20 protein-coding genes are annotated in these 22,510 nt (G+C 75.2%); 7 read left to right on the top strand and 13 right to left on the bottom strand.

Annotated elements, in window-relative coordinates; translation table 11 throughout:
* Nucleotides 1-52: 52 nt before the first annotated feature.
* Both ACIQ6R_RS21650 and ACIQ6R_RS21645 read left to right on the top strand, forming a co-directional pair.
* Nucleotides 53-985, top strand: a complete 933-nt coding sequence (locus ACIQ6R_RS21650; RefSeq protein WP_404222896.1) for a LysR family transcriptional regulator — start codon at nucleotides 53-55, stop codon at nucleotides 983-985.
* Nucleotides 982-1,857 carry a serine hydrolase gene (locus ACIQ6R_RS21645; protein ID WP_404222895.1) on the top strand — a complete coding sequence of 292 codons (876 nt, stop codon included), beginning with the start codon at nucleotides 982-984 and terminating at the stop codon, nucleotides 1,855-1,857. Before ACIQ6R_RS21650 ends, ACIQ6R_RS21645 begins: the two co-directional genes overlap by 4 nt.
* Before the next feature lie 46 nt (nucleotides 1,858-1,903).
* Here ACIQ6R_RS21645 and ACIQ6R_RS21640 read toward each other — a convergent pair whose 3' ends face one another.
* The gene (locus ACIQ6R_RS21640; RefSeq protein ID WP_404222894.1) at nucleotides 1,904-3,544 is read right to left on the bottom strand and encodes a right-handed parallel beta-helix repeat-containing protein; all 1,641 of its coding nucleotides are present in this window, start codon (nucleotides 3,542-3,544) and stop codon (nucleotides 1,904-1,906) included.
* A gap of 189 nt (nucleotides 3,545-3,733) precedes the next feature.
* Here ACIQ6R_RS21640 and ACIQ6R_RS21635 point away from each other — a divergent pair, with 189 nt between their 5' ends.
* Together ACIQ6R_RS21635 and ACIQ6R_RS21630 are read left to right on the top strand one after the other, a co-directional pair.
* A complete protein-coding gene (locus ACIQ6R_RS21635; RefSeq protein WP_404173204.1) occupies nucleotides 3,734-4,105 on the top strand; it encodes a DUF6479 family protein in 372 nt (123 codons plus the stop codon).
* A 164-nt stretch (nucleotides 4,106-4,269) separates the two neighbouring features.
* Entirely contained in the window at nucleotides 4,270-4,770 is a 501-nt protein-coding gene (locus ACIQ6R_RS21630; protein ID WP_404222893.1) for an FxLYD domain-containing protein, read from the top strand.
* Between the two features lie 106 nt (nucleotides 4,771-4,876).
* Here the strand turns inward: ACIQ6R_RS21630 and ACIQ6R_RS21625 are convergent, their stop codons facing one another.
* The 3 genes from ACIQ6R_RS21625 to thrS all read right to left on the bottom strand — a co-directional run bounded on the left by ACIQ6R_RS21625 (nucleotide 4,877) and on the right by thrS (nucleotide 8,914).
* On the bottom strand, nucleotides 4,877-6,547 hold the full coding sequence (locus ACIQ6R_RS21625) for a glycoside hydrolase family 13 protein (protein WP_404222892.1): 1,671 nt from the start codon (nucleotides 6,545-6,547) through the stop codon (nucleotides 4,877-4,879).
* A gap of 92 nt (nucleotides 6,548-6,639) precedes the next feature.
* Nucleotides 6,640-7,617 carry a nucleoside hydrolase gene (locus ACIQ6R_RS21620; protein ID WP_404173195.1) on the bottom strand — a complete coding sequence of 326 codons (978 nt, stop codon included), beginning with the start codon at nucleotides 7,615-7,617 and terminating at the stop codon, nucleotides 6,640-6,642.
* 55 nt (nucleotides 7,618-7,672) lie between these two features.
* Nucleotides 7,673-8,914 (bottom strand): threonine--tRNA ligase, encoded by a 1,242-nt coding sequence (gene thrS, locus ACIQ6R_RS21615; RefSeq protein ID WP_404223026.1) that lies wholly within the window; start codon nucleotides 8,912-8,914, stop codon nucleotides 7,673-7,675.
* A gap of 370 nt (nucleotides 8,915-9,284) precedes the next feature.
* Here thrS and ACIQ6R_RS21610 point away from each other — a divergent pair, with 370 nt between their 5' ends.
* Nucleotides 9,285-10,052, top strand: a complete 768-nt coding sequence (locus tag ACIQ6R_RS21610; RefSeq protein WP_404222891.1) for a hypothetical protein — start codon at nucleotides 9,285-9,287, stop codon at nucleotides 10,050-10,052.
* 70 nt (nucleotides 10,053-10,122) lie between these two features.
* Here the strand turns inward: ACIQ6R_RS21610 and ACIQ6R_RS21605 are convergent, their stop codons facing one another.
* The 4 genes from ACIQ6R_RS21605 to ACIQ6R_RS21590 form a co-directional block, all read right to left on the bottom strand.
* A complete protein-coding gene (locus tag ACIQ6R_RS21605; protein WP_404222890.1) occupies nucleotides 10,123-10,851 on the bottom strand; it encodes a GAF and ANTAR domain-containing protein in 729 nt (242 codons plus the stop codon).
* A gap of 88 nt (nucleotides 10,852-10,939) precedes the next feature.
* Nucleotides 10,940-11,728: a TIGR03943 family putative permease subunit gene (locus ACIQ6R_RS21600; RefSeq protein WP_404223025.1), complete on the bottom strand. Its 789-nt coding sequence runs from the start codon at nucleotides 11,726-11,728 to the stop codon at nucleotides 10,940-10,942.
* Nucleotides 11,725-12,735, bottom strand: coding sequence for a permease (locus ACIQ6R_RS21595; RefSeq protein WP_404222889.1), 1,011 nt, complete (start codon nucleotides 12,733-12,735; stop codon nucleotides 11,725-11,727). The genes ACIQ6R_RS21600 and ACIQ6R_RS21595 overlap by 4 nt, the downstream gene beginning before the upstream one ends.
* Nucleotides 12,736-12,806: 71 nt before the next feature.
* Nucleotides 12,807-14,156, bottom strand: coding sequence for a helix-turn-helix domain-containing protein (locus ACIQ6R_RS21590; RefSeq protein WP_404222888.1), 1,350 nt, complete (start codon nucleotides 14,154-14,156; stop codon nucleotides 12,807-12,809).
* 115 nt (nucleotides 14,157-14,271) lie between these two features.
* Between ACIQ6R_RS21590 and ACIQ6R_RS21585 the strand changes: the two genes are divergently transcribed.
* The gene (locus ACIQ6R_RS21585; protein ID WP_404222887.1) at nucleotides 14,272-14,469 is read left to right on the top strand and encodes a hypothetical protein; all 198 of its coding nucleotides are present in this window, start codon (nucleotides 14,272-14,274) and stop codon (nucleotides 14,467-14,469) included.
* Nucleotides 14,470-14,602: 133 nt separating this feature from the next.
* Here the strand turns inward: ACIQ6R_RS21585 and ACIQ6R_RS21580 are convergent, their stop codons facing one another.
* From ACIQ6R_RS21580 to ACIQ6R_RS21560, 5 genes are all read right to left on the bottom strand, one after another.
* Entirely contained in the window at nucleotides 14,603-16,030 is a 1,428-nt protein-coding gene (locus ACIQ6R_RS21580; protein WP_404222886.1) for an extracellular solute-binding protein, read from the bottom strand.
* The gene (locus ACIQ6R_RS21575) at nucleotides 16,030-18,810 is read right to left on the bottom strand and encodes a substrate-binding domain-containing protein (protein ID WP_404222885.1); all 2,781 of its coding nucleotides are present in this window, start codon (nucleotides 18,808-18,810) and stop codon (nucleotides 16,030-16,032) included. Before ACIQ6R_RS21575 ends, ACIQ6R_RS21580 begins: the two co-directional genes overlap by 1 nt.
* A gap of 7 nt (nucleotides 18,811-18,817) precedes the next feature.
* A complete protein-coding gene (locus tag ACIQ6R_RS21570) occupies nucleotides 18,818-19,180 on the bottom strand; it encodes a hypothetical protein (protein WP_404173170.1) in 363 nt (120 codons plus the stop codon).
* Nucleotides 19,181-19,284: 104 nt separating this feature from the next.
* Nucleotides 19,285-20,364: a hypothetical protein gene (locus ACIQ6R_RS21565; RefSeq protein WP_404222884.1), complete on the bottom strand. Its 1,080-nt coding sequence runs from the start codon at nucleotides 20,362-20,364 to the stop codon at nucleotides 19,285-19,287.
* A gap of 272 nt (nucleotides 20,365-20,636) precedes the next feature.
* Nucleotides 20,637-21,878 (bottom strand): PP2C family protein-serine/threonine phosphatase, encoded by a 1,242-nt coding sequence (locus tag ACIQ6R_RS21560; RefSeq protein WP_404223023.1) that lies wholly within the window; start codon nucleotides 21,876-21,878, stop codon nucleotides 20,637-20,639.
* A gap of 67 nt (nucleotides 21,879-21,945) precedes the next feature.
* Between ACIQ6R_RS21560 and ACIQ6R_RS21555 the strand changes: the two genes are divergently transcribed.
* The gene (locus ACIQ6R_RS21555) at nucleotides 21,946-22,425 is read left to right on the top strand and encodes a hypothetical protein (protein ID WP_404222883.1); all 480 of its coding nucleotides are present in this window, start codon (nucleotides 21,946-21,948) and stop codon (nucleotides 22,423-22,425) included.
* Nucleotides 22,426-22,510 lie beyond the last annotated feature (85 nt).

Raw genomic sequence — 22,510 nt, 5'->3', positions numbered from 1 at the left:
ATCCCCGATATGATTACTGGTCGTGGACCTGGTGCGGCACCTGGAGTGCTTCGTGGCTGTTGCAGAAGAGTCACACTTCGGGCGTGCCGCGGCCCGCCTCGGCATGGCGCAGCCGCCCCTGTCGCAGCGCATCCAGCGGCTGGAGAAGGAGTTGGGCGTCCGGCTCTTCGAGCGCACCAGCCGCCAGGTGGCGATCACCGAGGCGGGCACGCTGCTGCTCGCCGAGGCCCGTGAGCTGCTCGCCCGCTCCGAGTCCTTCCGGGCCGCCGCGCGCCGTATCCGGGACGGCGAGACCGGCCTGCTGCGCGCCGCCCTGTCCCCCGACATCTCCGGCGAGACCGTCGCCGCGCTGCTGGCGGACTTCCGGCGCCGGCACGCCGGCCTGGAGCTGGAGCTGCACGAGCTGTCCACCGCCCAGCAGCTCGCCTCCTTCGCCGCCCACGAGCTGGACGTCGGCCTCATCCACCATCCCTGCGACGTCACCGGCCTGGAGCTGGGCCCGGTCCTGCGCCGCGACCTCGGCGTGCTGCTGCCGCGCGGGGCCGCCCAGGCGGAGCTGGACGAGGTGCCGCTCGCCTCCCTCGCCGGATACGACCTGGTCCTCTTCCCGCGTGCCGGCGCCCCCGCCGTCTACGACGACCTGCTCACCGCCTGCGCGCGGGGCGGCTACACGCCCGCCGCCGTACGGCACGGCCAGGGCGCCAGCTTCGTACGCGGCCTGGTGCTGTCGTCCGGCGCCGTCGCCCTCGGCCCCCGCGACACCCAGCTCGCCGCCCCCGCCGACGGGGACCTGGTGTGGCGCCCGCTGACCGGGGCCCCGCTGGCCTGGCGGCACTCCGTGGCCTGGCCCAAGGGGCGCGGCGACGCCGCCGTCGGCGCCTTCGCGGACGCGGCCACGCACGCCCTGCGCACCACGGCCGGCGCCCGCTCGGAGGCACCCGCCCGGCCACTGCACCTTCGCCCGGCATCGGAGTTCTGGCTGTGACCGACATCGTTACCGGACGCCTCCAGGCCGCTTTCGCCGACGCCGGGGTCACCGGGTGGCTGCACGCCGTCGACATCGACTCCGGTGCGCAGATCGGGGCCGGGGCGGACCAGCCGGTGTGCACGGCCAGTGTCCACAAGGTGTGTGTGCTGGTGACGCTGCACGAGCTGGCGGCGGCCGGGGTGCTGGACCTCACCGAGCAGGTCGAGTGCCCGCCGGCCGGACGCACCCCGGGGCCCACCGGGCTGGCGGCCATGCTGGACCCGGTCCGGCTGTCGCTGCGCGACGCGGCGTTCCTGATGATGTCCGTCAGCGACAACACCGCCGCCGACCTGCTGCTGCGCCGGGTCGGCCTGGACGCCGTCAACCGCACCACGGACCGGCTCGGCCTCACCCGCACGCGGGCGGTGTCCGGCTTCGGCGAGATGCTCGCCCTCATGCGCGAGGACGCCGGTCCCGCCGGTACCCGGGCGCTGACCGACCCGCACGTCATCACCCGGCTCCGCGCCCTGGACCCGGCCCGCACCAACCGCAGCACCCCCCGCGACATGACCCGCCTGCTCACCGCCCTCTGGCGGGACGAGGCCTGCCCGCCCGAGTACGGCGCCGCCGCGCGCCGCGTCATGGGCCTCCAGGTCTGGCCGCACCGCCTGGCCTCGGGCTTCCCCTTCGACGACGTCCACGTGGCCGGCAAGACCGGCAGCCTGCCGACCCTGCGCAACGAGATCGGCGTCGTCGAATACCCCGACGGCGGCCGCTACGCCGTGGCCGTCTTCACCCGCACCGCCCACACCGCGGCCGTCCTCCCCGCGGCGGACGCGGTGATCGGCACGGCGGCCCGGATCGCGGTGGACGCGCTGCGGGCACCGTGAGGCGGCGGGCGGGTGGTCCCTCCCGGCGGCGACAACGGCGGGGGCGTCAGCCGTCGTTGTCGCGCCAGCGGCCGCCGCTCGGCGCCGAGTCGAAGCGGGTCGCCGCCGAGGCGTTGCCGCTGAAGTCGTTGCCGGAGACCCGGCCGCCGGTCCAGGTGGCCTCGTGCGCGATCCACAGGGCGTGCGTCTGGGTGCGCGGGTGCCCGTCGTCCCGGACGCGGTTGCCGTGCACGTACGGGTGGGTGACGGCCGCGGCGGCGGTGAGGCCGGTGCGCGGGGCGGGGGAATCCGGGAGGCGGTAGGCGGCGCCGGTCCCGGGGACGGCGTCGGACGGCCAGGCGGTCCGTGCGCCGGGGCGCCGCGGGGCGAGCGTGAGTCCGGTCGCGGAGTTGTCGGTGACCACGGCGGTGACCTCGGCGTCGGCTTCGGCGTCCGGGGCGCCCACCGTCAGCGTCTTGCCGCGGTGGCCGCCGGGGAGCCAGTCGGCGTGCGGGTCGGTCAGGGACAGCGGGCCGCAGGTCACGCCCTCGCCGCCGCCCTCCGACGCCGGCGCGGCGCGGCGGCCGTTGTCGCGGATCCGGTTGCCGAAGATCGCCGGCTCTTGCAGCGGGGCGTCGACGCGGATGCCGTCCAGGGCGTTGTCGTGGATGTCGTTGGACTCCAGCACGATGTCCGTGGCGGGCTCCTGGTCGCCGCCGGCCAGGTTGTGCTGCCAGTAGCCGTACCGCCCGTTGTCGCTGACGCGGTTGCCGCGGAAGGCGTACGGGCCCGGGGTGTTGCCGAGCGCGATCCCGTCGCCCACGTTGCCGTCGATCACGCACCCGGTGACGATGCCGCCGCGCCCGCCGACGCTCGTCGTGCCCTGCGCCGACACGTCGAACCCGGCGACGTGGTTGCCGAGCATCGTGCAGCCGGTGACCAGCAGGCCGTCGGCGCCCCAGTCGGAGATGCCGTAGCGGTTGCCCTCGGTGTGGCAGGCGGTGAGGCGGATGCCGCGGGGCGGGATCCAGGCGTCCTGCTGGAGTTCGAGGAAGATGCCGTTGGTGCCGTTCCCGGTGGCCGTGCAGTCGGTCACCGCCAGCCGCTCGACCGGACCCCAGCCGCCGACCCCGATCCCGATGCCCGCGCCGCCCATGGCCTCGCCGGGGTCCTGCCGTCCGCACCGTTCGGCCAGCACGCCCTCGACGACGGTGTCCTGGAGGAAGTCGCACCCGAAGCCGGTGGCTGCGGTGTCGTGGATGTACAGGTCGGTGAAGCGCCCGCGCAGTACGTACTGCAGGCCGAGCCCCTTGGCCAGCACCTCGTACTCCTCGGTCTCGACCCCGGAGCCGTCGATCTCGAAGCGGGCGAAGGTGACGTCGGCGATGTGGTTGTCCCGCCCGGCGCCGTGCTGGGCGGTGGTGAACCAGGCCAGCGGGACCGGCTGCGTGGGGGCGCCCGGGTTGCTGAGCGCGAAGCAGGTGGCACCGCGTCCGGCGCCGATCAGTGAGACGCCGCTGCGCCAGAGCACGGGCCGGTCCCGGATCACGTACCGCCCGGCGGGCACCCGCACGGTGCGCGGCCGCCCGTCGGCGGCGGTGGCGTCGCCCAGCGCGTCCACCAGCTTCTGCAACGCCGGCCGGTCGTCGGCGGTGCCGTCCCCGGCCAGGCCGTACTCATGGGCGTCGGCCGTCAACGGCGCGGTCATGGGGCGCTCCTTCCACCGGCGGTGCGAGGGGCGGCGGGCTCGGGAACGGCGCCGCCGCGGTGTGCCGGGTACCAGCGACCGGCCGCCTTCAATCACGGCGGGCGCCCCTCGGGACCCCTCGGGACCCTCCGGGAGACCATTACGGACATTCCTGGCGCTTTATCTCATTTGGGGGTACATAATCAGAACATGAGTACGGCAACGTATGAACTGCTGGCCGCGTCCTCGCACGCGCTCAACGTGACGATCGCCTTCATCGGCGGGCTGGTCATCGCCGGCGCGCTGATCTGGGCCGTACGCATGGGCCTGCGGGTCATGGAACGCGAGTCCGAACGCCCCCACGCCGACGAGCACGGCCGACTCCCCGCGACCGGCGCCGTCCACGAGGAACGGGAGGCGCGGGAACCCGACGAGATCCCGCTCGCGGCGGACGGAAGCCCACGGCTCATGCCGTACCAGCTCCACCACTCGGGCAGCCGCCGGGGCGAGGACCAGAACCGCCGCCGCTGGCTGCCGGGATCGAGCGGAGCCTTCGGCAGCGGCGGATCGGGACACGTGTGACCCGGCCGCACCACGGGCTCCCGCCCGGAGCGGGCAGCCTGTGGGCCGGCGGGATTCCTCCGTCCGGCCTGACGCCGGTGTGCGCGCCGGCCTCCGCCGACCTTCACTGAAGGGGACCCGCGTGCTCTCGCGGGACGTGTACTCACCAGGTCCCTGGAGGCGGCATGACCGGTCACAGCGTGCGTGGGGCAGTCGGCGTGGTGGTGCTGGCGGGTGTCGTACTGACCGGCTGCTCCGACGGCGGCGGCGACGGTGACGTGCCGTCGGACGCCGGCAGCGTGGCGGCCAGCCGGGCCGCGTCGGCCGCCTCCTCGCTGGCCTCCCAGGGCGCGGACGCCGTGGCGTCGGCCACCGCGGAGGCCGGACGGTGGCTGGAGGACATCCGCGAGGGCGCCGACGTCAAGGGCGACGTGCGACTGGGCGGCCCGGAGACCGACGCCGACGGACGCACCACCGTCGAGGTCACCGTCCGCAACACCGCCGACTCGACGAAGTCCTTCGCGGTGCAGGTCGACTACACGGACCCGGGCGGCACGCTGCTCGACACGGCCGTCGTGACCGTCCCCGACGTCCCCGCCGGGAAGTCCGCCCGCGCCACCGCCCGCAGCAGCCACGACCTGTCCGGGGACGTGCGCGCGGTGGTGGCCCGGGCCGTGCGCTACTGACACCCGGGCCCCGCGTCGAGGACGGGGCCGCCGGCTCGGCACCACCGCGCGCGGACCGGCGGTCGTCGACCGCCCGCCGCCGGCCCCGGACATCCCCGCGGGCCGCCTACAGCGCCAGCCACACCGTCGTGTCGGGGCCCAGGCGGCCGTCGTCCAGCGGTGCGCTGCTCAGCAGCACCTCCCCGGCCGGCAGGTCGACCGTCGTGCCGGAGAGGTTGGTGACACAGCGCCACCTGTCCGAGCGGTCGAACCGGAGGACCCCGGCCGGGACGTCGTCCGCCCAGGTCAGCGACTCGCCGTCGAGCAGCTTGCGGCGCAGGCGCAGGGCCGTGCGGTACAGCTCCAGGGTCGAGCCCTCCACTCCGTCCTGTGCCTGGACGGAGTACGACGCGAAGTCCGGCGGCTGCGGCAGCCACGCCGCGCCCGCGCCGAAGCCGTACGACGGCCCGCCCGTCGTCCACGGCAGCGGCACCCGGCATCCGTCGCGGCCCTTGCGGACGTGCCCGGTCTGCTCCCAGATCGGGTCCTGGAGCACCTCGGTGGGCAGGTCGGCCACCTCGGGCAGGCCCAGCTCCTCGCCCTGGTAGACGTACGCCGAGCCGGGCAGCGCCAGCATCAGCAGTGTCGCCGCACGGGCCCGGCGCAGGCCGGCCGCCGCGTCGACGGCCGGTGCGTGGCCGCCGGACAGCAGCCAGGCGTCGGTGTCGGTGCCCGGCGGCAGGACCAGGCGGGTGGCGTGGCGCACCACGTCGTGGTTGGAGAGCACCCAGGTCGCCGAGGCGCCGGCGGCGTGCGCGTCGGCCAGCGAGCCGGTGATGATCTCGCGCAGCTCCGCCGCGTCCCAGCCGCCCTGGAGGTACTCGAAGTTGAACGCCTGCCCCAGCTCGTCCGGGCGGGCGTACAGCGCGCGCCGGGCGCCCGGCACCCACGCCTCGGCCACCGCCATGCGGGGCGGGGTGTAGGCGTCGAGGATCTTGCGCCAGTCGCGGTAGACCTCGTGGACGTCGTCGCGGTCGTAGAACGGGTGGGTGCCGGGGGCGAACTCCGCGAGCGCCGCCTCGCTGCTCAGTTCGGGGGAGCCGAGGTCGCGCAGCGGCTCGGTCAGGTCCTTGACCAGCGCGTGCGCCACGTCGACGCGGAAGCCGTCGACGCCCCGGTCGCACCAGAACTTCAGCGTGGTGCGGAAGTCGGCGCGGACCTGCTCGTTCTCCCAGTTCAGGTCCGGCTGCTCGGGGGTGAAGAGGTGGAGGTACCACTGTCCGTCGGGCACCCGCTCCCAGGCGCTGCCGCCGAAGACGGACTGCCAGTCGGTGGGCGGGAGTTCCCCTCGCTCGCCGCGGCCGTCGCGGAAGACGTAGCGGTCGCGGGCCGCGGCACCCGGGCCCGCGTCCAGAGCCTCCCGGAACCACGCGTGGCGGTGCGAGGTGTGGTTGGGGACCAGGTCGACGATCACCTTGAGGCCCAGCCGGTGGGCTTCGGCGGCCATCGCGTCGAAGTCGTCCAGGGTGCCCAGACGCGGGTCGACGTCGCGGTAGTCGTCGACGTCGTAGCCGCCGTCGGCGAGTTCGGACGGGTAGAACGGGCTGAGCCACAGGGCGTCGACGCCCAGGGCCGCCAGATGGGTCAGGCGCTGGGTGATGCCGCGCAGGTCGCCGAGCCCGTCGCCGTCGGCGTCGGCGAAGCTGCGGGGGTAGACCTGGTAGATGACGGCCTGCCGCCACCAGTTGGGGTCCTTGGACGACAGGTCGGGCGTGCGGGTGGTGCTGCGTACGGTCACGCGGTCTCCTTCGCGATGCGTGCGGGCGACACGAATAGATCTGTCCACATCACCCGAAAAGCGAACCCGCGCGCCCGCGACGCGCCGGTGCGCTACCCGCCGGTGCGCTCGACCGCCCCCAGGTAGAGCCTCACGTACCGCGCCACGTCCACGTCCAACGCGACGTCCACCAGCGGCTGTTCGCGGGTTCCCTCGTGCAGCTCGGACTCGCCGGGGCGGATCCGGCGGTCGACGAGGGTCTGGCCGCGGGCCGGTCCCGGTGCCAGCGACACCTCGACGGGCAGCCGGTGCGTGGTCAGGCCCTGCGGGTCGAGCACCGCGCAGACCGCGCCCGCGTCGCCGAGGCCGCCGCCGGGGTCCGACTCGTCGGTGGCGGGGCCGCGGTGGGCGAGCAGCTCACCGGCGAGCCGGGTGCCGGGCTCGGCGCTCGCCCGCAGACGGCGCACGTCCGGTCCCGGGACGATCACCCGCTGGAACACGTCCAGCCCGTACATCGTGATCGGCACTCCCGCGGTGAGCAGGATCGCGGCGGCCTCCGGGTCGTGCCACACGTTGAACTCGGCGACCGGCGTCGCGTTCCCGGTGGCCACCGCGCCGCCCATGAACACGATCCGCTCGATGTGGGCGGTGACCTCCGGGTGGGTGCGCAGCAGCAGCGCGATGTTGGTCGCCGGAGCCGTGGGGATCAGGGTGACCGGCCGGGGAGAGGCGAGGATCTCCCGGCGCAGCAGGGTCACCGCGTCCACGTCGACGGGGGTGCGGGTGGGCGCGGGCAGACCGAGGTCGCCCATGCCGTCGTGCCCGTGCACGTGCCGGGCGGTGCGTACGCCCTCGATCAGCGGGCGCTCGGCACCCCGGGCGACGGGGACGTCCGGGGCGCCGGCCTGCTCCAGCACGGTCAGGGTGTTCCGTACGACCCCCTCCACGTCGGTGTTCCCGGCCACGCAGGTGACGGCGCGCAGGTCGAGCCCGGGGTGGCGGACGGCCAGCAGCAGGGCCAGCGCGTCGTCGATGCCGGTGTCGCAGTCGATGATCACCGGAACGGTCTGCCGGCCGGGGTCGGTCGTCACGGCGGGACTCCTCGGGCTCAGTGGGGGGCGCGGGTCCCGGTGACCCTACGCGGGCTCACGCGGATTCCCACAGCTCGGGGCCGCGCGCCCGGACCCGGCCGGCGATCCGCCGCAGCAGCTCCGCGCCGGGCACCCGCCCGGGCCGGCGCCCGTCCCGCAGCCGTACGTCCGCCAGGTCGCCGCCCGCCGCCTCCCGCGCGCCGATCACCGCCTGGTACGGCACCTTCCGCGCCGCCCGGACGCGGGCGCCGAGGGTGCCCTGCTCCGGTCCGGCGACCTCGGCGCGCAGTCCGTGCTCACCGGCCCGCCGTACGAGGTCGTACGCCGGGTCCTGCTGCGCCTCACCGACCGGCAGCACCACCAGCTGCACCGGCGCCAGCCACGCCGGGAACGCCCCGCCGTACGCCTCGATCAGGTGCGCGACCACCCGCTCCACGCTGCCGATGACGCTGCGGTGCACCATGACCGGGCGGTGCCGGGCACCGTCGGGGCCGGTGTAGCGCAGGCCGAAGCGTTCGGGCTGGTGGAAGTCGATCTGGACGGTGGAGAGGGTGGCCTCGCGCCCGGCCGCGTCCGCGACCTGCACGTCGATCTTGGGTCCGTAGAAGGCGGCCTCGCCCTCCACCGCCTCGTACGGCAGCCCGTCCAGGGCCTCCTCCAGCAGGGCGGTGGCCCGCCGCCACAGCTCCGGGTCGGCGACGTACTTTCCGCCCGGGCCGGGCAGCGAGAGGCGGTAGCGGGCGGCCCGGATGCCGAGGTCGGCGTGGGCGCGGCGGATGAGGCCGAGGGCGGCGCGGGCCTCGGCGGCGGCCTGGTCCGGGGTGCAGAAGATGTGCGCGTCGTTGAGGTGGATGGCCCGCACACGGGTCAGACCGCCGAGCACGCCGGACGGTTCGGAGCGGTACATGGCGCCCAGCTCGGCGATCCGCAGGGGCAGTTCCCGGTAGCTGTGGGAGCGGGAGCGGTAGACCAGGGCGTGGTGGGGGCACAGACTCGGGCGGAGCACGACCTCCTCCGCGCCCAGCTCCATCGGCGGGAACATGTCGTCGCGGTAGTGCTCCCAGTGACCCGAGATCTCGTACAGCTCGCGTTTGCCGAGGACGGGCGAGTACACGTGCCGGTAGCCGGCCCGGCGCTCCGCCTCGCGGACGTACTCCTCCAGGGTGTGGCGGACGACCGCCCCGTCGGGCAGCCAGTACGGCAGGCCCGCGCCCATCAGGGGGTCGGTGTCGAACAGCCCGAGTTCGCGGCCGAGGCGGCGGTGGTCGTGGCCGGGGCCGGGGGCGGGGGCGGGGATTCGGTCGTGGTTCTGGTCCTGGTCCTGGTTCTGGTTCTGGTTCTGGTTCTGGTCCTGGTCGTGCACGGGGTCTCCTCAAGACGGAGGACGAGCACCACGCGAAGAAGCCCCGGGGCGCTCGCCCCGGGGCTTCGGAATCTGCTCAGCAGTCAGCGCGCCGGGACACTCCCCGGCGTCGTCATCAGGAAATGGCGGGCGCGCTTCATGGACGCGACGGTACCCGCGGGCGGACGCCGCCGCGAGCCGTTTTACGCCGGGCGCCTCACCCGGACGGCCCCGCACGCTGGTGGTGGGGCGGGGGCGGTGGTGCCGTGGAGGGTGCGACCGATCCGGAACGGCGCCGGTCGCCCCGGCCCGCCAGGAGGCACCTGTGCAGCATGCCCCCGCCGCCCGTCCCCTGCTCGTCCCCGCGCTCTCGGCGGCGCTGGCGCTGGCGGTGGCCGCCTGTTCCGCCGGCGGCCGGGCGACGGAGCGGCCCGCGGGCACCGCGCCCGCGACCGCGCAGTCCCCGGCCACGCTTCCCTCGCCCGCCGTGCCGCCCGCGCTCACCCGGGGGCAGGCGCGGGCGGCCCTGATCACGGAGGCCGACCTGGGGGAGGCGTGGGTGCCGACGCGGGGTGCCGCGACCTGGCGGGACCAGGTGCTCAAGGCCACCGCCGAGCGGCCCGACTGCGGGCGGCTGCTGGACGTCCTCTACACCGAGGAGCTCTTCGGCGCCGCCATCGTCCCCAGGGCCATGACCGCCCTGGACGACGCGGCCGGCGGGGCCCAGCTGCACTACCGGGTCACCTCGTACCGCGCGGCCGACATCGACAGGGTGCTGACCTGGCTCGGGACGCTGCCGGACACGTGCGGGCGGTTCACGGCCCGGGCCGCCCGCGGCACCGCCCTGGACGTCCGGGTCACCGACCTGACCACACCGGAGGCGGGGGACGCCCGGCAGGGCCTGCGGGTGACGGTGGACGCCGAGGGTGCCGTCCTCACCGTGGACCTCGTCGCCGTGCGCGTGGGCGACGACGCGATCAGCCTCACCAACGGCGCCCTGGGCGAACCGGCCGACGACGCCACCTGGACGGCCGTCGAGGCGGGGACAGAGCGGCTGACGGAAGCCCGGCGGCAGGGGCGGGCACAGGTCTAGCGACGACCGCGACGACGCCGCTGGGGACACCGTCCACCGACGGCCGACGACAGTGCCGCCGGGGCACCGCCTACCAGTCGTCGCGGTCGAGGCGCCGGCGGTGGGCGAGTACGTCGCGGGCCACGTCGTGGGCGGTGTGGCCGCGTACGAACGCGTCGGCGCGCAGGCGGGCCAGGGCCTCGTCGGCGCCGACTCCCAGCTGGGCCATGATCATGCCGACGGCCTGGTAGACCTCGTCGTGTTCACCGGCCAGCCGGTCCAGCCAGGTTTCCTCCCCGCGCGGCAGCGCCATCAGCGCCGTCGTCATGACGCCCGCCACGAGTCGCGCCAGGCGCAGCTGCGGACCGGTCAGCGGGCCGGGGGTGTCCCGGTAGAGGTCGAGGGTGCCCAGGCACCCGGCGTCGCCGCCCAACGGCAGGGCGTACACCGCCCGGACGCCGACGGCCGTCGCCTGCTGGGCGAAGACGGGCCACCGGCCGGCGTCGGCAGTGGCCGTCAGATCGCAGGCGAGCACCGGAGCGCCCGACTCGGCGGCGCTCACACACGGACCGTCGCCCAGCGTGGCCTGGAGCTCCGCCAGGTACGTCGCCCGGTCGCCGCTGGCGCACAGCCGTACCGGCACGCCGTCGCCGCGCAGCGACGCGCTCGCGCCGGTCACCGGCAGCAGCCGTACGGCCGTCTCGCACAGGCGTCCCGGCACCTCGCCCGGCGGAGTGCCCCGCACCTCCGCGGCGATCGACTCGGCGGCGCGCGCCCCGTCCGAGGACCATCCGGATTCGTCGCTGGGCCGCACGCGCACCGCCTCCTTCACTCACGCGGCCGCAGGCTCGACTACCCGTGCCCGACTAGGGGAAACCAAGGCGGGCCGGGGGTCGTGAACCGGGAGCTCAGCGCTTCTCGTACGGGTTCGCGGGCTGCTCCACCCGGCGTACGTCCGTGGCGTCGAGGACCGGCGGCCAGGCCGCGTCCGAACCGAGTCCGCCCTCCGGATGCCAGCGGCCGGTGACCGTGACCCACGTGTCGACGGGCGGCGCGCCGGCCCCGCGGATCTCGGCCTTGCCGGTGGTGGCGTCGGCGGCGCAGCAGGAGACGAGGAGCCGGGTGACGTACCAGGTGCCGTCCTCGCCGTGGGTGACGAAGCCGGTCAGGCGGACGGTGCGGCCGGTCAGCGACCGTTCGCTGTCGTAGAGCGCGCGGGAGCCGAACTCGGCGAGGGTCAGGTCCACCGGGTCCCCGGACGGCAGCGCCGGGAAGGTGCCGACGCCCTGCGCCGCACGCTGCGCCGCCTCGCGTCCGGCGCTGTAGGAGCCGAGCGCGGGCGGCGGGAACAGCAGCAGGGCGAGGGCGGGCAGGGAGAGGAGCCAGGCGACGCGGGGGCCGGCGGGGCCGTGGCTGTGGCCGTGGGCGCCCGCCTCCGTCTCCCCGCTCGTCCCCTCGCCGGTCTCCCTGTCCGTCTCCCCACCCGTCCCCTCGTCCGCGTCCCCGTCCGGGTCCTCATGGCCGCGCCGGGCGAGCGCCGTCGCCGCCGCGAGCAGCACCAGCACGGCCCCGGACACGATCAGGTACGGCCGCAGCCCCGGCTGCACGTACCGCAGGTAGAGGTCGCCGAAGAGCGAGATGCGCAGCACCGCCGCGCCGGTCAGCGCGAGCAGGACCGCCGGTCCGTACCGCCTCACAGCAGCCACCACCCCACCAGCACGCTGCTCGCCACGGCCACCACCCAGGTCACCGACGCGAACCGCACCGTGAAGGCCCGGCCGAAGGTGCCGGTCTGGAGCGCGATCAGCTTCAGGTCGACCATCGGCCCCACCACCATGAACGCCAGCCGCGCGGTCGGCGAGAACCCGCTCAGCGAGGCGGCGACGAACGCGTCCGCCTCGCTGCACACGCACAGCACCACCGCGAGGACCGCGAGCAGCAGCACGGACAGCCAGACGGAGTCGGTGAAGACGTCCAGGACGGACCGGGGCACGGCGACGTTGAAGGCGGCCGCCGCGCCCGCGCCGACGACGAGGAAGCCGCCCGCGTGGAGGAAGTCGTGGCGCAGTCCGGAGACGAAGCCGGTCCAGCCGTACGACGCCGCTCCGGGCGCCGGACGGCCCTTCGGCAGCCGCAACCACTCGTCCTTCCCGAACCGGACCCACAGCCAGCCCATCACCACCGCGGCCGAGAGCGAGGCGAGCAGGCGGGCGGCGACCATGGCGGGCTGTCCGGGGAACGCGATCGACGTGGCCACCAGCACCACCGGGTTGATCGCGGGCGCCGACAGGAGGAACGCGAGGGCGGCCGCCGGGGCGACCCCGCGCCGCATCAGGCTCCCGGCCACCGGCACCGACGCGCACTCGCAACCGGGCAGCACCACCCCCGCCGCACCCGCGACGGGCACGGCGAGGGCCTGGCTGCGGGGCAGGAGTCGGCTGAAGGCGCGCTCCGGCACGAACGCCCCGATCGCCGCCGAGACGACCGTGCCGAGCAGCAGGAAGGGCACGCCCTGGACGACGACGGCGGTGAACACCGTCCACCAGGCCGCCACCGGGGGCGTGTACAGGTCGAGCGCCAGGGCCGGGCCCAGTACCGAGACCACGGTGGCGATGGCGAGCAGCGCCGCGCCGCCGAGCACGGCGTACACCAGCGCGCGCACGGCGAGCCGCACACCGTCGGCCACGGTTCGTCGGTCGTCCACGTTCCTCGCCCCGCTCGTCTCTGCCCCCGCGAGCACACTGACCGGCGCCCCTGTGCACCGCCCAGGATTCCCTACAGCGGTGGCTGTGCGGGCGCCGGGCCCAGGGTCGTCGTGCCGGGAGCCGTGCGGTGTCCGAGGCCGGTGCGGTAGACGTCGAGGGCCGCCTCCACCCGGCCCGTGCGGCGCAGCAGGTCGCCGAGGAGCCGGCACAGGTCGGCCAGGTCCCCGGCCGCGCCCGCCCGTTCCAGCAGACTGAGGGCGCGGACGTAGTGCTCCTCGGCGGCCTCGGTGTCCCGGGCGTCCTCGGCGATGATGCCGAGCAGCCGGTGCGCGCCCGCGGAGTGCACGGCGCCGCGTTCGGAGGAGAGGTCGTCCAGTACGCCGTGCAGCAGTTCCGCGGCCTCCTCGGACTTGCCGCGCCGGTGCAGTACGTCGGCCAGCTCGACGGCGACCTGGCTGCTGTAGAGGGCGGCGCGGGTGGCGGAGAGCATGCCGAGGGCCTCCCGCATCTCCTCCTCGGCGCGCGGGAGTTCGCCGTTCTGGGCGCAGACGTAGCCGCGCATCCAGTGGCAGTTGGCCAGTTCGGTCCGAAGTTGCAGCGTGCGGTACAGCTCGGCCGCCTTGGCGAGCGAGGCGTCGGCCTCGGCGAGGCGGCCCTCGGCGAGCAGGGTGCGGGCGACGGAGCGGTGCATGCGGGCCACCAGCGCGGGGTCGCCGGCGCTGGGGGCGAGGGAGAGGGCGAGTTCGGCGGCCTGGGCGGCGCGCGCGTGGGCGCCCATGTCCATGTACGGGCCGATGGCGCTGGCGTAGAGCAGGAGCAGCGCGTCGGGGTCGTGCAGGCCGCCGCGGTTCAGCTCGTCGAGGGTGGTCTCCAGGAGGTAGACGGCGTACCGCAGTTCACCGGCGAGGTAGTGGGCGAGGGCGCGTCCGCGCAGGGCCGGGACGCGGGCGGGCAGCGGGGCTCCGGCGTCGGCGAGGCACTGTTCGGCCCGCTCGAAGTACTGGCGTCCGGCGGTCAGTTCGCCGGTCTCCACGGCGCACTCCCCGAGCCCGAGCAGCGCGGTGGCCCGTTCCTCGGGCAGATCGTGGGTCTCGGCCTCGGCGAGCAGTTCGGCGTACTGCCCGGCCGCGTGTTCGGCGCCGTCGGTGGCGAGCGTGCGCCGCGCCTCGGTGAGCCTGAGCCGCAGATCGGTGGCGAGCCGGGCCGGACGCCCGGTGACCAGCTCCTCGTAGCCGACGCCCAGCCGTTCGGCGAGGTGCCGCAGCGCCTCGTCGGAGGGGCGGACGCGGCCGGCCTCCAGGGTGGAGATGTAGGCGGGTGTGTAGGCCGGTTCCGCGAGCTGGCGCTGGGTCATCCCGCGCTCGGCCCGCAGTCGCTGCACCCGGCGGCCGATGGCCCCCTGGTCGTCACGGTCCCCCACTGCCAACTCCCCATGCGACTCTTGCCGTTCGACTCCGACGGCTCTAGGTTAAACCGCGGATTAAACGCGCTTAACAGTGCTTGACACAATCCCGTACGCCCCCGCAGAGGACACCGTGCCCGAACGCACACGCACCGCCGAACGTTACGCCAGAGCCCTCGCCGCGGCCGTCGCCGCCGTGGCCTGCCTGCTGCTGGCCGCGAACGCGGGACCGACGGACACGGCACACCGGCCGGCGCCCGCCCCGGCGGGGGACACGACCTCGGTCACGGACGCATCGGTCACGGACTCACTGGTCACCGTGAGCCGCTGAGGCGTCGGTGCGGCGCCGCGCCGCCGGACGTTCAGTCCCGCAGGACGTTCAGTCCCGCAGAGCGGCCAGCCCCGCAGAGCGGCCAGCCCCGCAGAGCGGCCAGCGCCGCAGGGCAGCCAGTCCCGCAGGGCGGTCAGTCCGGCAGGGCGCGTCTGAGCGCCTCGTCCAGTCGCCGTGCCAGTTCCGCGTCACCCGGCGGGTCGTCGGCGAAGAGGGCGCCCAGCTCGGTGGTGAAGGTCTGGGTGAAGGCACCGTACAGCGGCGTACGCGGGCGGTGGACCGAATTCCGGAGGACGGGGAGCAGGATGTCGCGGGCGTACTCCGGGCGGCCGGCCGCGTCGCGGGGCACGGTGTCGGCGCTCTCCCCGGTGGGCGCCGCGGAGGGTGTCGCGGCACCCACCGCGCACGTCACGGCGTCGTCCGTGTAGGCGGAGGTGCGCGTCGCCGCGAAACCGGCGTCCAGCAGGCAGCGTTCGCTCTCCTTGCCGGTCAGGTACCGGATCAGGTCGGTCGCCTTGGTCTTCCGCTGGGACGCCGCGGTCACGGCGAGGTTCTGGCCGCCGAGCACGGCCCGCCCCGGCAACGCGGTCACCCCGAGCCGGTCGCCGTCGGGGAACGACTGGTGCAGGGCGGGATACACGTACGGCCAGTGCCGCAGGAAGGTGGTGCGGCCGGCCGCGAAGTCGCCGAGGGACGCCGCCTCGTCGGAGTGGAAGGCGTCCGGGAGCACGTACGAGGCCTCGGTACGGCGGCGCAGCTCGGTGATCCCCTCCGTCAGTTCCTCGACGGTGGCGTCGTAGTCCCCGTCCTCGTCGGTGAGGGCGAAGTCCGGTACGGCCGACGCGAACGCCTCCACCGCGTTGACCGTCCGCCCCTCGTACGCGGCGAGCTGGGTCGTCCAGCCCTTGTCGTAGCCGTCGGGCTTGTGGTCGCCCACGGCGTTGATCAGCTTCTTCAGCTCCGGCCAGTCCAGGCCGCCCGTCAGGTCGGTCTGCTCGACGTCCGCCTGGCTCAGGTGGTCACGCCGGTAGTAGAGCAGGCCGACGTCGCTGTTGAAGGGCGCGGCGTACACCTTGCCGTCCCAGCGGGCGGTGCTCGCGACGGGCGCGATGACGTCCTCGTCGAGCAGCGTCCCCGACAGCGGACTGATCAGGTCCGCGGCCGCGAACTCCGGGACCCAGGTGACGTCGAGGTTGACCACGTCGTAGGCGGCGCTGCCGGACTGGAGCGCGCCGAGCAGCTGGCTGCGCTGTTCGTCGGCGTTGCCGGGGAGTTCGACCAGCCGGGCCCGGTAGCCGGTGCCGGCCTTCTCCTGCTCGGTGTTCCAGGCGTCGATGAGCCGCTGGCGGATGCCGTTCTTGCCGGTGACGTCCCGGCCGCTGGCGACCACGATGTCGCCGGGCACGTCGGCGGAGGGGGAGGCCGCGGGCCCGCTCCCGTCGCCGCCACCACCGGTGCACGCGGTCGGCACGAGCAGGAACAGCGGGAACAGCGGGGCCAGCAGCACCGCCGGCCGTCGCCGGGGCTGTCTCCGGTGTCTTCGGAGCGGTACTCCGCGCATCACGCCTCCCCCGTTCCGGTGCGGGCGACCTCGTCGTGCAGGGCGGCGCCGAGATCGTCGTCGGCGTCGAGGCAGCGGCCGCCGCTCGCCTCGGAGATCCGGGCGTCCGGCTTCCCCTCGTCGCAGCCGCCGCCCTTCAGGGAGACCATCGCGATCGGCACGTGTCTCGCGCGCGCGAGGGCCAGAAGGTCGGCGTAGCCGTCGTCGGCGAGCCGGTCCGCGTCCTCGTCGTCGGTGACGAAGACGATCAGGCCGGGACGCTCGTCGGCGGCGTCCCGCACCTCCATGGCTTCGAGCGCGGCCCGCAGCGCCCCGCCGGGGTCGGCCTCGGCGTCCCGGACCCCGGCCTCGCGGTCGATGGCGCGCTCGGCGTCCTTGCGGGTGTGCGGGCCGAAGGACAGCAGGGTTTCGTGGGTGTCCCCGCCGGTGTCCGACACCGCCCACACGGCGTACTCGTCCCGGTCGCCGAGCCCGCCCAACGACTGTTTCAGCAGCCCGGGCCCACCGCTGGGCCCCTCCCACTGACCGGCCATCGAGCCGGAGCTGTCCAGCAGGAACAGCACCCGGCCGGGGCCGTTCGCACCCCGGTAGCCCTCCAGGGACGCCTCCATCGCGTCCCGCCCGGCGGACTCGGTCAGCGGCGACGGCGCCCTCAGTACCCCTTCGGCGTCGGTGGGGTCCAGCAGGGCGCGGTCGCCGGTGGCCGAACGGAAGCCGTCCCGGGCGAAGGCCGCCCGGCCGCCCTCGCCGGTGAGCCACTCCCGGAAGGCGTCCGCCTCGCGGTCGCGGTCGGCCGCGTCGCGGTCGGCGCCCTGCCAGCGGACACGGACGAAGAGGGGCTCCAGACCCGGTACGTCGCCCGGGTACTGGGCCATGCGCGGGGTGCGGCGCGCGCTGTCGCAGCCGACGCCGCTCTTCAGGAGGAACTCGGGGACGAGGGCCGCGGTGCGGTTGTCGACGGCGTCGTCGTCGGGCAGCACGCACAGCAGCTCGGCGGCGGTCGGAGCGGGCGGCCCGGACTGGGCGACCCGGTCCTCGGCACGGCGGGGGTCACGGGCGCCGGCCGCGCCCGGGGTGCCGTACAGGGCGATCGTGGCCAGCAGTCCGGTGTCGGTGAACTCCGGGTCGGGACGGCGCACCGCGGCGCCCGCGTGCCGGGCGCGCAGGTCGTCGATCATCCGGGTGAGCGGGGGACCGGTGCGGTCGTCGAGTCCGTCGGCGGCGATGTCCTGCGGGACGGCGAGCACGACCGGGGAGTACGCGAAGGGCTCCTGATCGGGGTCGAGTTCGGCCACGGTGTCGGTGTCCTGCCCGGCGGCGACCCGGGCGGCGTCGGCCGGGGAGCCGGGTATCCAGACGTCGGGCTGCGGGCCGACGTCACGCTGCGGGTTGGCGTCGGCCTCGCGGGGTTCCTGCCAGGCGCCGGTCTGCTTGCGCAGGGCGGTGACCGCGTCGGCGGCGCCCGCGCCGTAGACGGTGATGCCGCTGCGCCGGCAGCCGTCGCCGGTGGTGTTCGCCTCCGACGTCAGATACGCGTCGGCGGCGGCCCGGACGGTCGGCTCCAGGTCGGGGTCGGTGAGCACGCGCAGCTCCAGTGGCGGGGCGCAGGAGGAGGGGCCGCCGGTCGGAACGAGGTGCCGGTAGGCCCCGAACCCGAGGGCGGCGCCGACCAGGACCAGCACGACGACACCCCCGGCGACCAGCCGCCGCGTCCGCCCCTCCCGCCTCCTTCCGCCCTTCCCCTTGCCCTTGCCCTTCCCTTCCTCGCCGCCGGCCTGCCCGTCCGAGCCTCCGTCGCCGTCCCGTTCCTCCCGGGTCCCGGAGCCACTCATGCGACGGACCAGCGCGACACCGGCCGCACCCATCCCGCCCAGCAACCCGAGCAGAACAGCCCCGACCCGGCGCACGGGCTCCGCCTTGAGGCCAGGGACGGGCCCAGGCCCGGGGACGGAGCCGGGGCCGGGGTCGGACCCGGGGCCGGGGCCGGGGCCGCTGGGAGGGGCGGGCGCGGGCTGAGGCGCGGGAGGGCCTCCGGTCGCCCCCGCCCGGGCGGCGAGGAGTACGTCCACCCCTGGCTCGGCGCGACTCTCCGGCTCCCAGACATCACCGCGCACCGTCCGGTGACCCGCCGCGGACATCCGGGACCGCAGGTCGTGCACGAGCGCGCGGAACGACACGTCGCCGTCCGCCTCCAACAGATCCGCGAGTTCGGCGGTGAACGGCGTCGGGGTGTCGGGACCGCCCGCGTCGATGCGGTGGTTGGCCTGCACGCTCATCAGCAGCAGCACCCGCCGCTTGTCGCGGGGCTCCGGGCGGATCCAGGCGGCGTTGCCGGCGAAGCAGCAGTCGAGGACGACCACGATCCGCCGGGCCGGACTGGCGGCGAGCATCGCCTGCGCGACACTGAACAGCACCGCGCCGGGGAAGACCGCGTGCCCGCCCGCGACCACGCGTGCCTTGCGCATCTGCAGGAACAGCTCGTCGCCCGCGTTCGGGATCGCCCCGTGCCCGGCGAAGTACAGCAGCAGGACGCCGTCGGCCTCATTGGCGGCCTTCCACAGCTCCTGGTCGAAGGTGCCCTGGTCGGGAGAGCGGCACACCGTGATCTCCCGCTCACCGAAGACCCCGCCGTGCCGGAGCGCCTCCTCCAGCCGGTTCAGGTTGTGCTTGACCGCCGGCAGGTCGCCGGGCACGCCGTCCGGCGGCGTCGTGTTGTCGTACTCGGACACTCCGACCAACAGCGCCCGGTTCGCCTTCCCCCGCGGGTCGTAACCGGTCACCGGCCGCCTACCTGTCGTCGGGTCGCACCGGCTCGACGCGCGCCTCGGGCGGATCGCCGTCCTCCACCTCGCGGCGGTTGGCCCGCCAGGCCTCCACGGATCGTCTGACCTGGTCCACCACTCCCTGGAACATCGCGCCCGCGGCGCCCCCGATCACCGCCACGACGATGTCCATGCCGGTGCCCATCGGGGCGCCGGCCTCGTCGGTCCGGCTGTGTTCGTCGATGCGGAGCTGGTCGATCCGGGCCAGGTCGGCGAGCGGTTTCTCCCGTTCCAGCCATTTGTGCAGGGCGTCGACATCGCTCTCGCTCGCGGACCCGTCCAGCCGAATACGGATACCGCGCGTCACCACTCCGTCCCCCTCAGCCATAACTCACCATCATGGCACCGCTGTCGCGCACAGGGGAGGGTCCGTACGCCGCTGCCGTGACGCGCACGCGGGCGCGCACACCGGGGCCGTCGCGCCCAGAAGCCTCAGCCCTGGACCTGCAACCGGCTCAGCTCCCGCCGCACATGGTCCAACGCGCCCTCGCGCCGCCCCGGCACCCGCCCCCGCAACGCGGCGAGCGCCGCACCCAGCTCCCGAGCCGGCCCGGCGTCCCGGACCTGCCCCCACTGGTGGTGGGCCCGGTCGACGGCCGCCTCCACCGCCGGTGCCTGCGGCGGCTGGCCGGCGCCCAGCCGGGCCTCGGCCACCGTCAGCCAGGCCCGGCAGCTGCGCACCGGATCGCCCGCGAACATCGCCAGGTCGGCGCGGACCTCCGTCCAGTGCAGCGCGTCCTCGGAAGCGGGCCCGTGCGCGTGGGCGGCGGCCCGCTCGTGCCGGGCGGCGAGTTCGTCGGCGTCCGCGTGCCGCCCGGACTGCACGGCGGCGGCGATGACGGCGTGCGGGTCGCCCGCCTCCGGCCCCGGCGCGGTCAGCACCATTTCCGCGCCGGCCGCCGCACCGCTGCCCGCGGCATCGGCCGCGGCGCGGACCAGCGCCTGCTGGTGCAGCTGGTCCGGCGGCGGCCGGTGCCCGCTGCGCAGGATCGTCGCGACGGCCCGCATGTACGACGGGGCCGCCACCGTCCGTCTCGACGGCGGCGGCGCGATGCGACCGTAAACGGCGTTGTTGCGCCCGGAGTCCAGCGGGCTGGTCCGCAGCCACTGCCAGGTCTCCTGGTCGGCGTGCAGGTCGAGCAGCAGCGTCGTCGCGCCGCTCGGCCGCAGCCGCAGTTCCTCGCGGATCCAGTGCCAGGGCAGGGCGGTGTAGCGGACGGTCGCCGGTGTCGTACGGGCCAGCGCCAGGTGCGGCAGGCGCTGGCGCCGGTCCAGCTGGAGCTGGCCGGCGACGTAGACGGTCAGCGGTCCGGGGGCCGCCGCGGCGGCGCGCAGCCGGGTGAGGACGGCCTGCGGCTCCAGCGGGTCGGCGAGCTCGACGACGTTCGCGGTGTCGGTGCCGGAGAGCACGGCGGGCGGCACGGCCGCGAGCACGGGAAGCACGGAGGCTGCGTCCACCAGGCACCCCCTGCCCACGGGCGACGCCGCGAGCAGCAGCACGGTTCCGGGCATGTCCCCTCCCCCTGTCGATCACGTACCGCAGCACCGTAACCGCTGCGGCTGCAAAGCGGGGCACGTAGGGCCTGACCGGCGGCCGAGGCCGCGGGAGGCGAGGTGACCGGTCGACGCCGGTCAGCGGGGTCCGGTGCGGCCGGCCACAAGGCGGAACAAGGCGTCGACGCGGCGGGGCCCCCGGTCTCCATGACGGACCCCCGGTCTCCATGACGGGGCCCGGTCCCCACGACGGACCCCGGTCCCCACGGCGGGCCCCCACCGGACAGGCGCTACGGCCACTGCGGCGGCCGGCCCGTCCGCCGTACCGCGAAGACCGTGGTGTCGTCGGCCAGCCGCCCCCGGCAGTGCCGCAGCGTGCCGTCCCGGACGAGCGCCACCAGCTTCGACGGCGCCGCGTTCGACGGGTCGGCGGCGACCGCGCGGGTGACGTTCTCGGCGTGCTGGTAGAAGCATCCCTGGGCATCGCGGGCCTCGGTCACCCCGTCGGTGACCACGAGGAGCGTCTCGTCCGCCGCGAGGGCCAGCCGGCGCACCGACACCGCCGGGCCGGACGCCAGGTCGCCCATGCCCAGCGGCAGCCCGCCGGCGTCCGCCAGGGGCCGCACGCCCTCGGGACCGGCCGCCAGCGGGGGTTCGTGGCCGAAGAAGGCGGCGTCCACGGCGTCGGGCAGGTCCTCCGAGAAGCCGATCAGGACGGCGGTGGCGAAACGGTCACCGTCGGACCCGCCGAGGGCCGCGGTGTGCGCGCGGTGGCGCCGCATACGGGTCTCCAGGCGCTCGCCGACCGTCGCGAGGTCCGGCTCGTGGTAGGCGGCCTCGCGGAAGGTGCCGAGCAGCGCGGCGGCCGTGTCCACCGCGCCCAGGCCCTTGCCCTGCACATCGCCGACGAGGACGCGGGTGCCGTGCGGGCCGGGCTGGATGTCGTAGAAGTCGCCGCCGACGCGGGCCTCGGTGTCCGAGGAGAGATAGACGGCGGCGTGGTCGAGGCCGCCGAAGCCCGCCGGGAGCGGGCGCAGCACGGTGCGGCGGGTGGTCTCGGCGATGTCCCGCATGTGCAGCATGCGCTGCTCGCCGCCGACCCGGAGCGCGGCGGCCAGCACGGCGATCGAGCCGCCCAGGGCGACGAGGATCAGGCCGGGCAGCCCGGTCTGCTCGCGATGCTGCCAGGTGGTGTCGGCGAGGACGTAGACGACGACGGCGGCCACCGCGTACAGGGCCGTGGACCGCACCCCGCAGATCGCCGCGGCGACACCGGGCACGAGCACCGTCCAGGAGATGATGTGGAACGCGCCGGTGGTGACGTCGGCCGCCGAGATTCCGGCGAGCAGCAGCAACGGGAACAGCCAGGCCACACTGTGCCCGCGGACACTGAGCAGTTCGTGCCGGGACACGAGGTCGCCCCGGCCGGCGGCCTGGACGAGTCGGCCGAGCAGCCGCCACCGGCCGCGCACCGGCCTGCGGTCGCGACTGAACACGGGGCCCAGCGAAACACGCGCCATCGCGGCCCGCATCCTGACTTGCCGGTCGGCCCTCCCCGGTGTGCGCTGGTATACGGGGGCGAGGCGAGAGGAGTGCGCCATGGCTCACGCGGTACCGGCACGCGGAACATCCACCGGAACGGCTCCCGGGGCGGCCCCCGGGACGGGCACGCACGGCCGTACGCCGCCGCCCGATGTCTTCGGCGAGCGCGCCCACAAGGTGGCGAAATGGGCGGTGCCCGTCACGGTCGGGCTGGTCTACGGCTACTGGGCCGCGTCCATCAACCGCCACGGCGGCCCCGTCACCGGCTGGAACCTGCTGTTCGGCTTCATGACCGCGCTCGCGTTCGTCGTGCTCTTCGCCGTGGTCCGGGCAGTCGCCCAGCGGCTGCCGCGCGAGGGCCACGCGGTCCTGTGGGGCGCTTTCGCGGGCAGCGCGCTGGGGTTCCTGTACGCGCAGAGCGGCGTGGCCATGTTCACCTGCGTCGTCGTGTCCCTGCTGCTCGCGGCGGCGGTGTTCGCCACCTTGTTCTACCGCTACTACACCCACGAGGACGCGCGGGGACACCCGGTCACCTGACGGCCCGCACGGCCGCACGGCCGGACGGGCGGGACGCCCGTCCGGCTCGTCGTGGGTCGTGGGTCATGGGTCGTGGGGGCCGTAT

The organism is Streptomyces sp. NPDC096048 (assembly GCF_044763415.1).
GTDB lineage: Bacteria > Actinomycetota > Actinomycetes > Streptomycetales > Streptomycetaceae > Streptomyces.
Note: the sequence above shows the minus strand (reverse complement) of the source record. Positions and strands in the feature narration are given on the sequence as shown.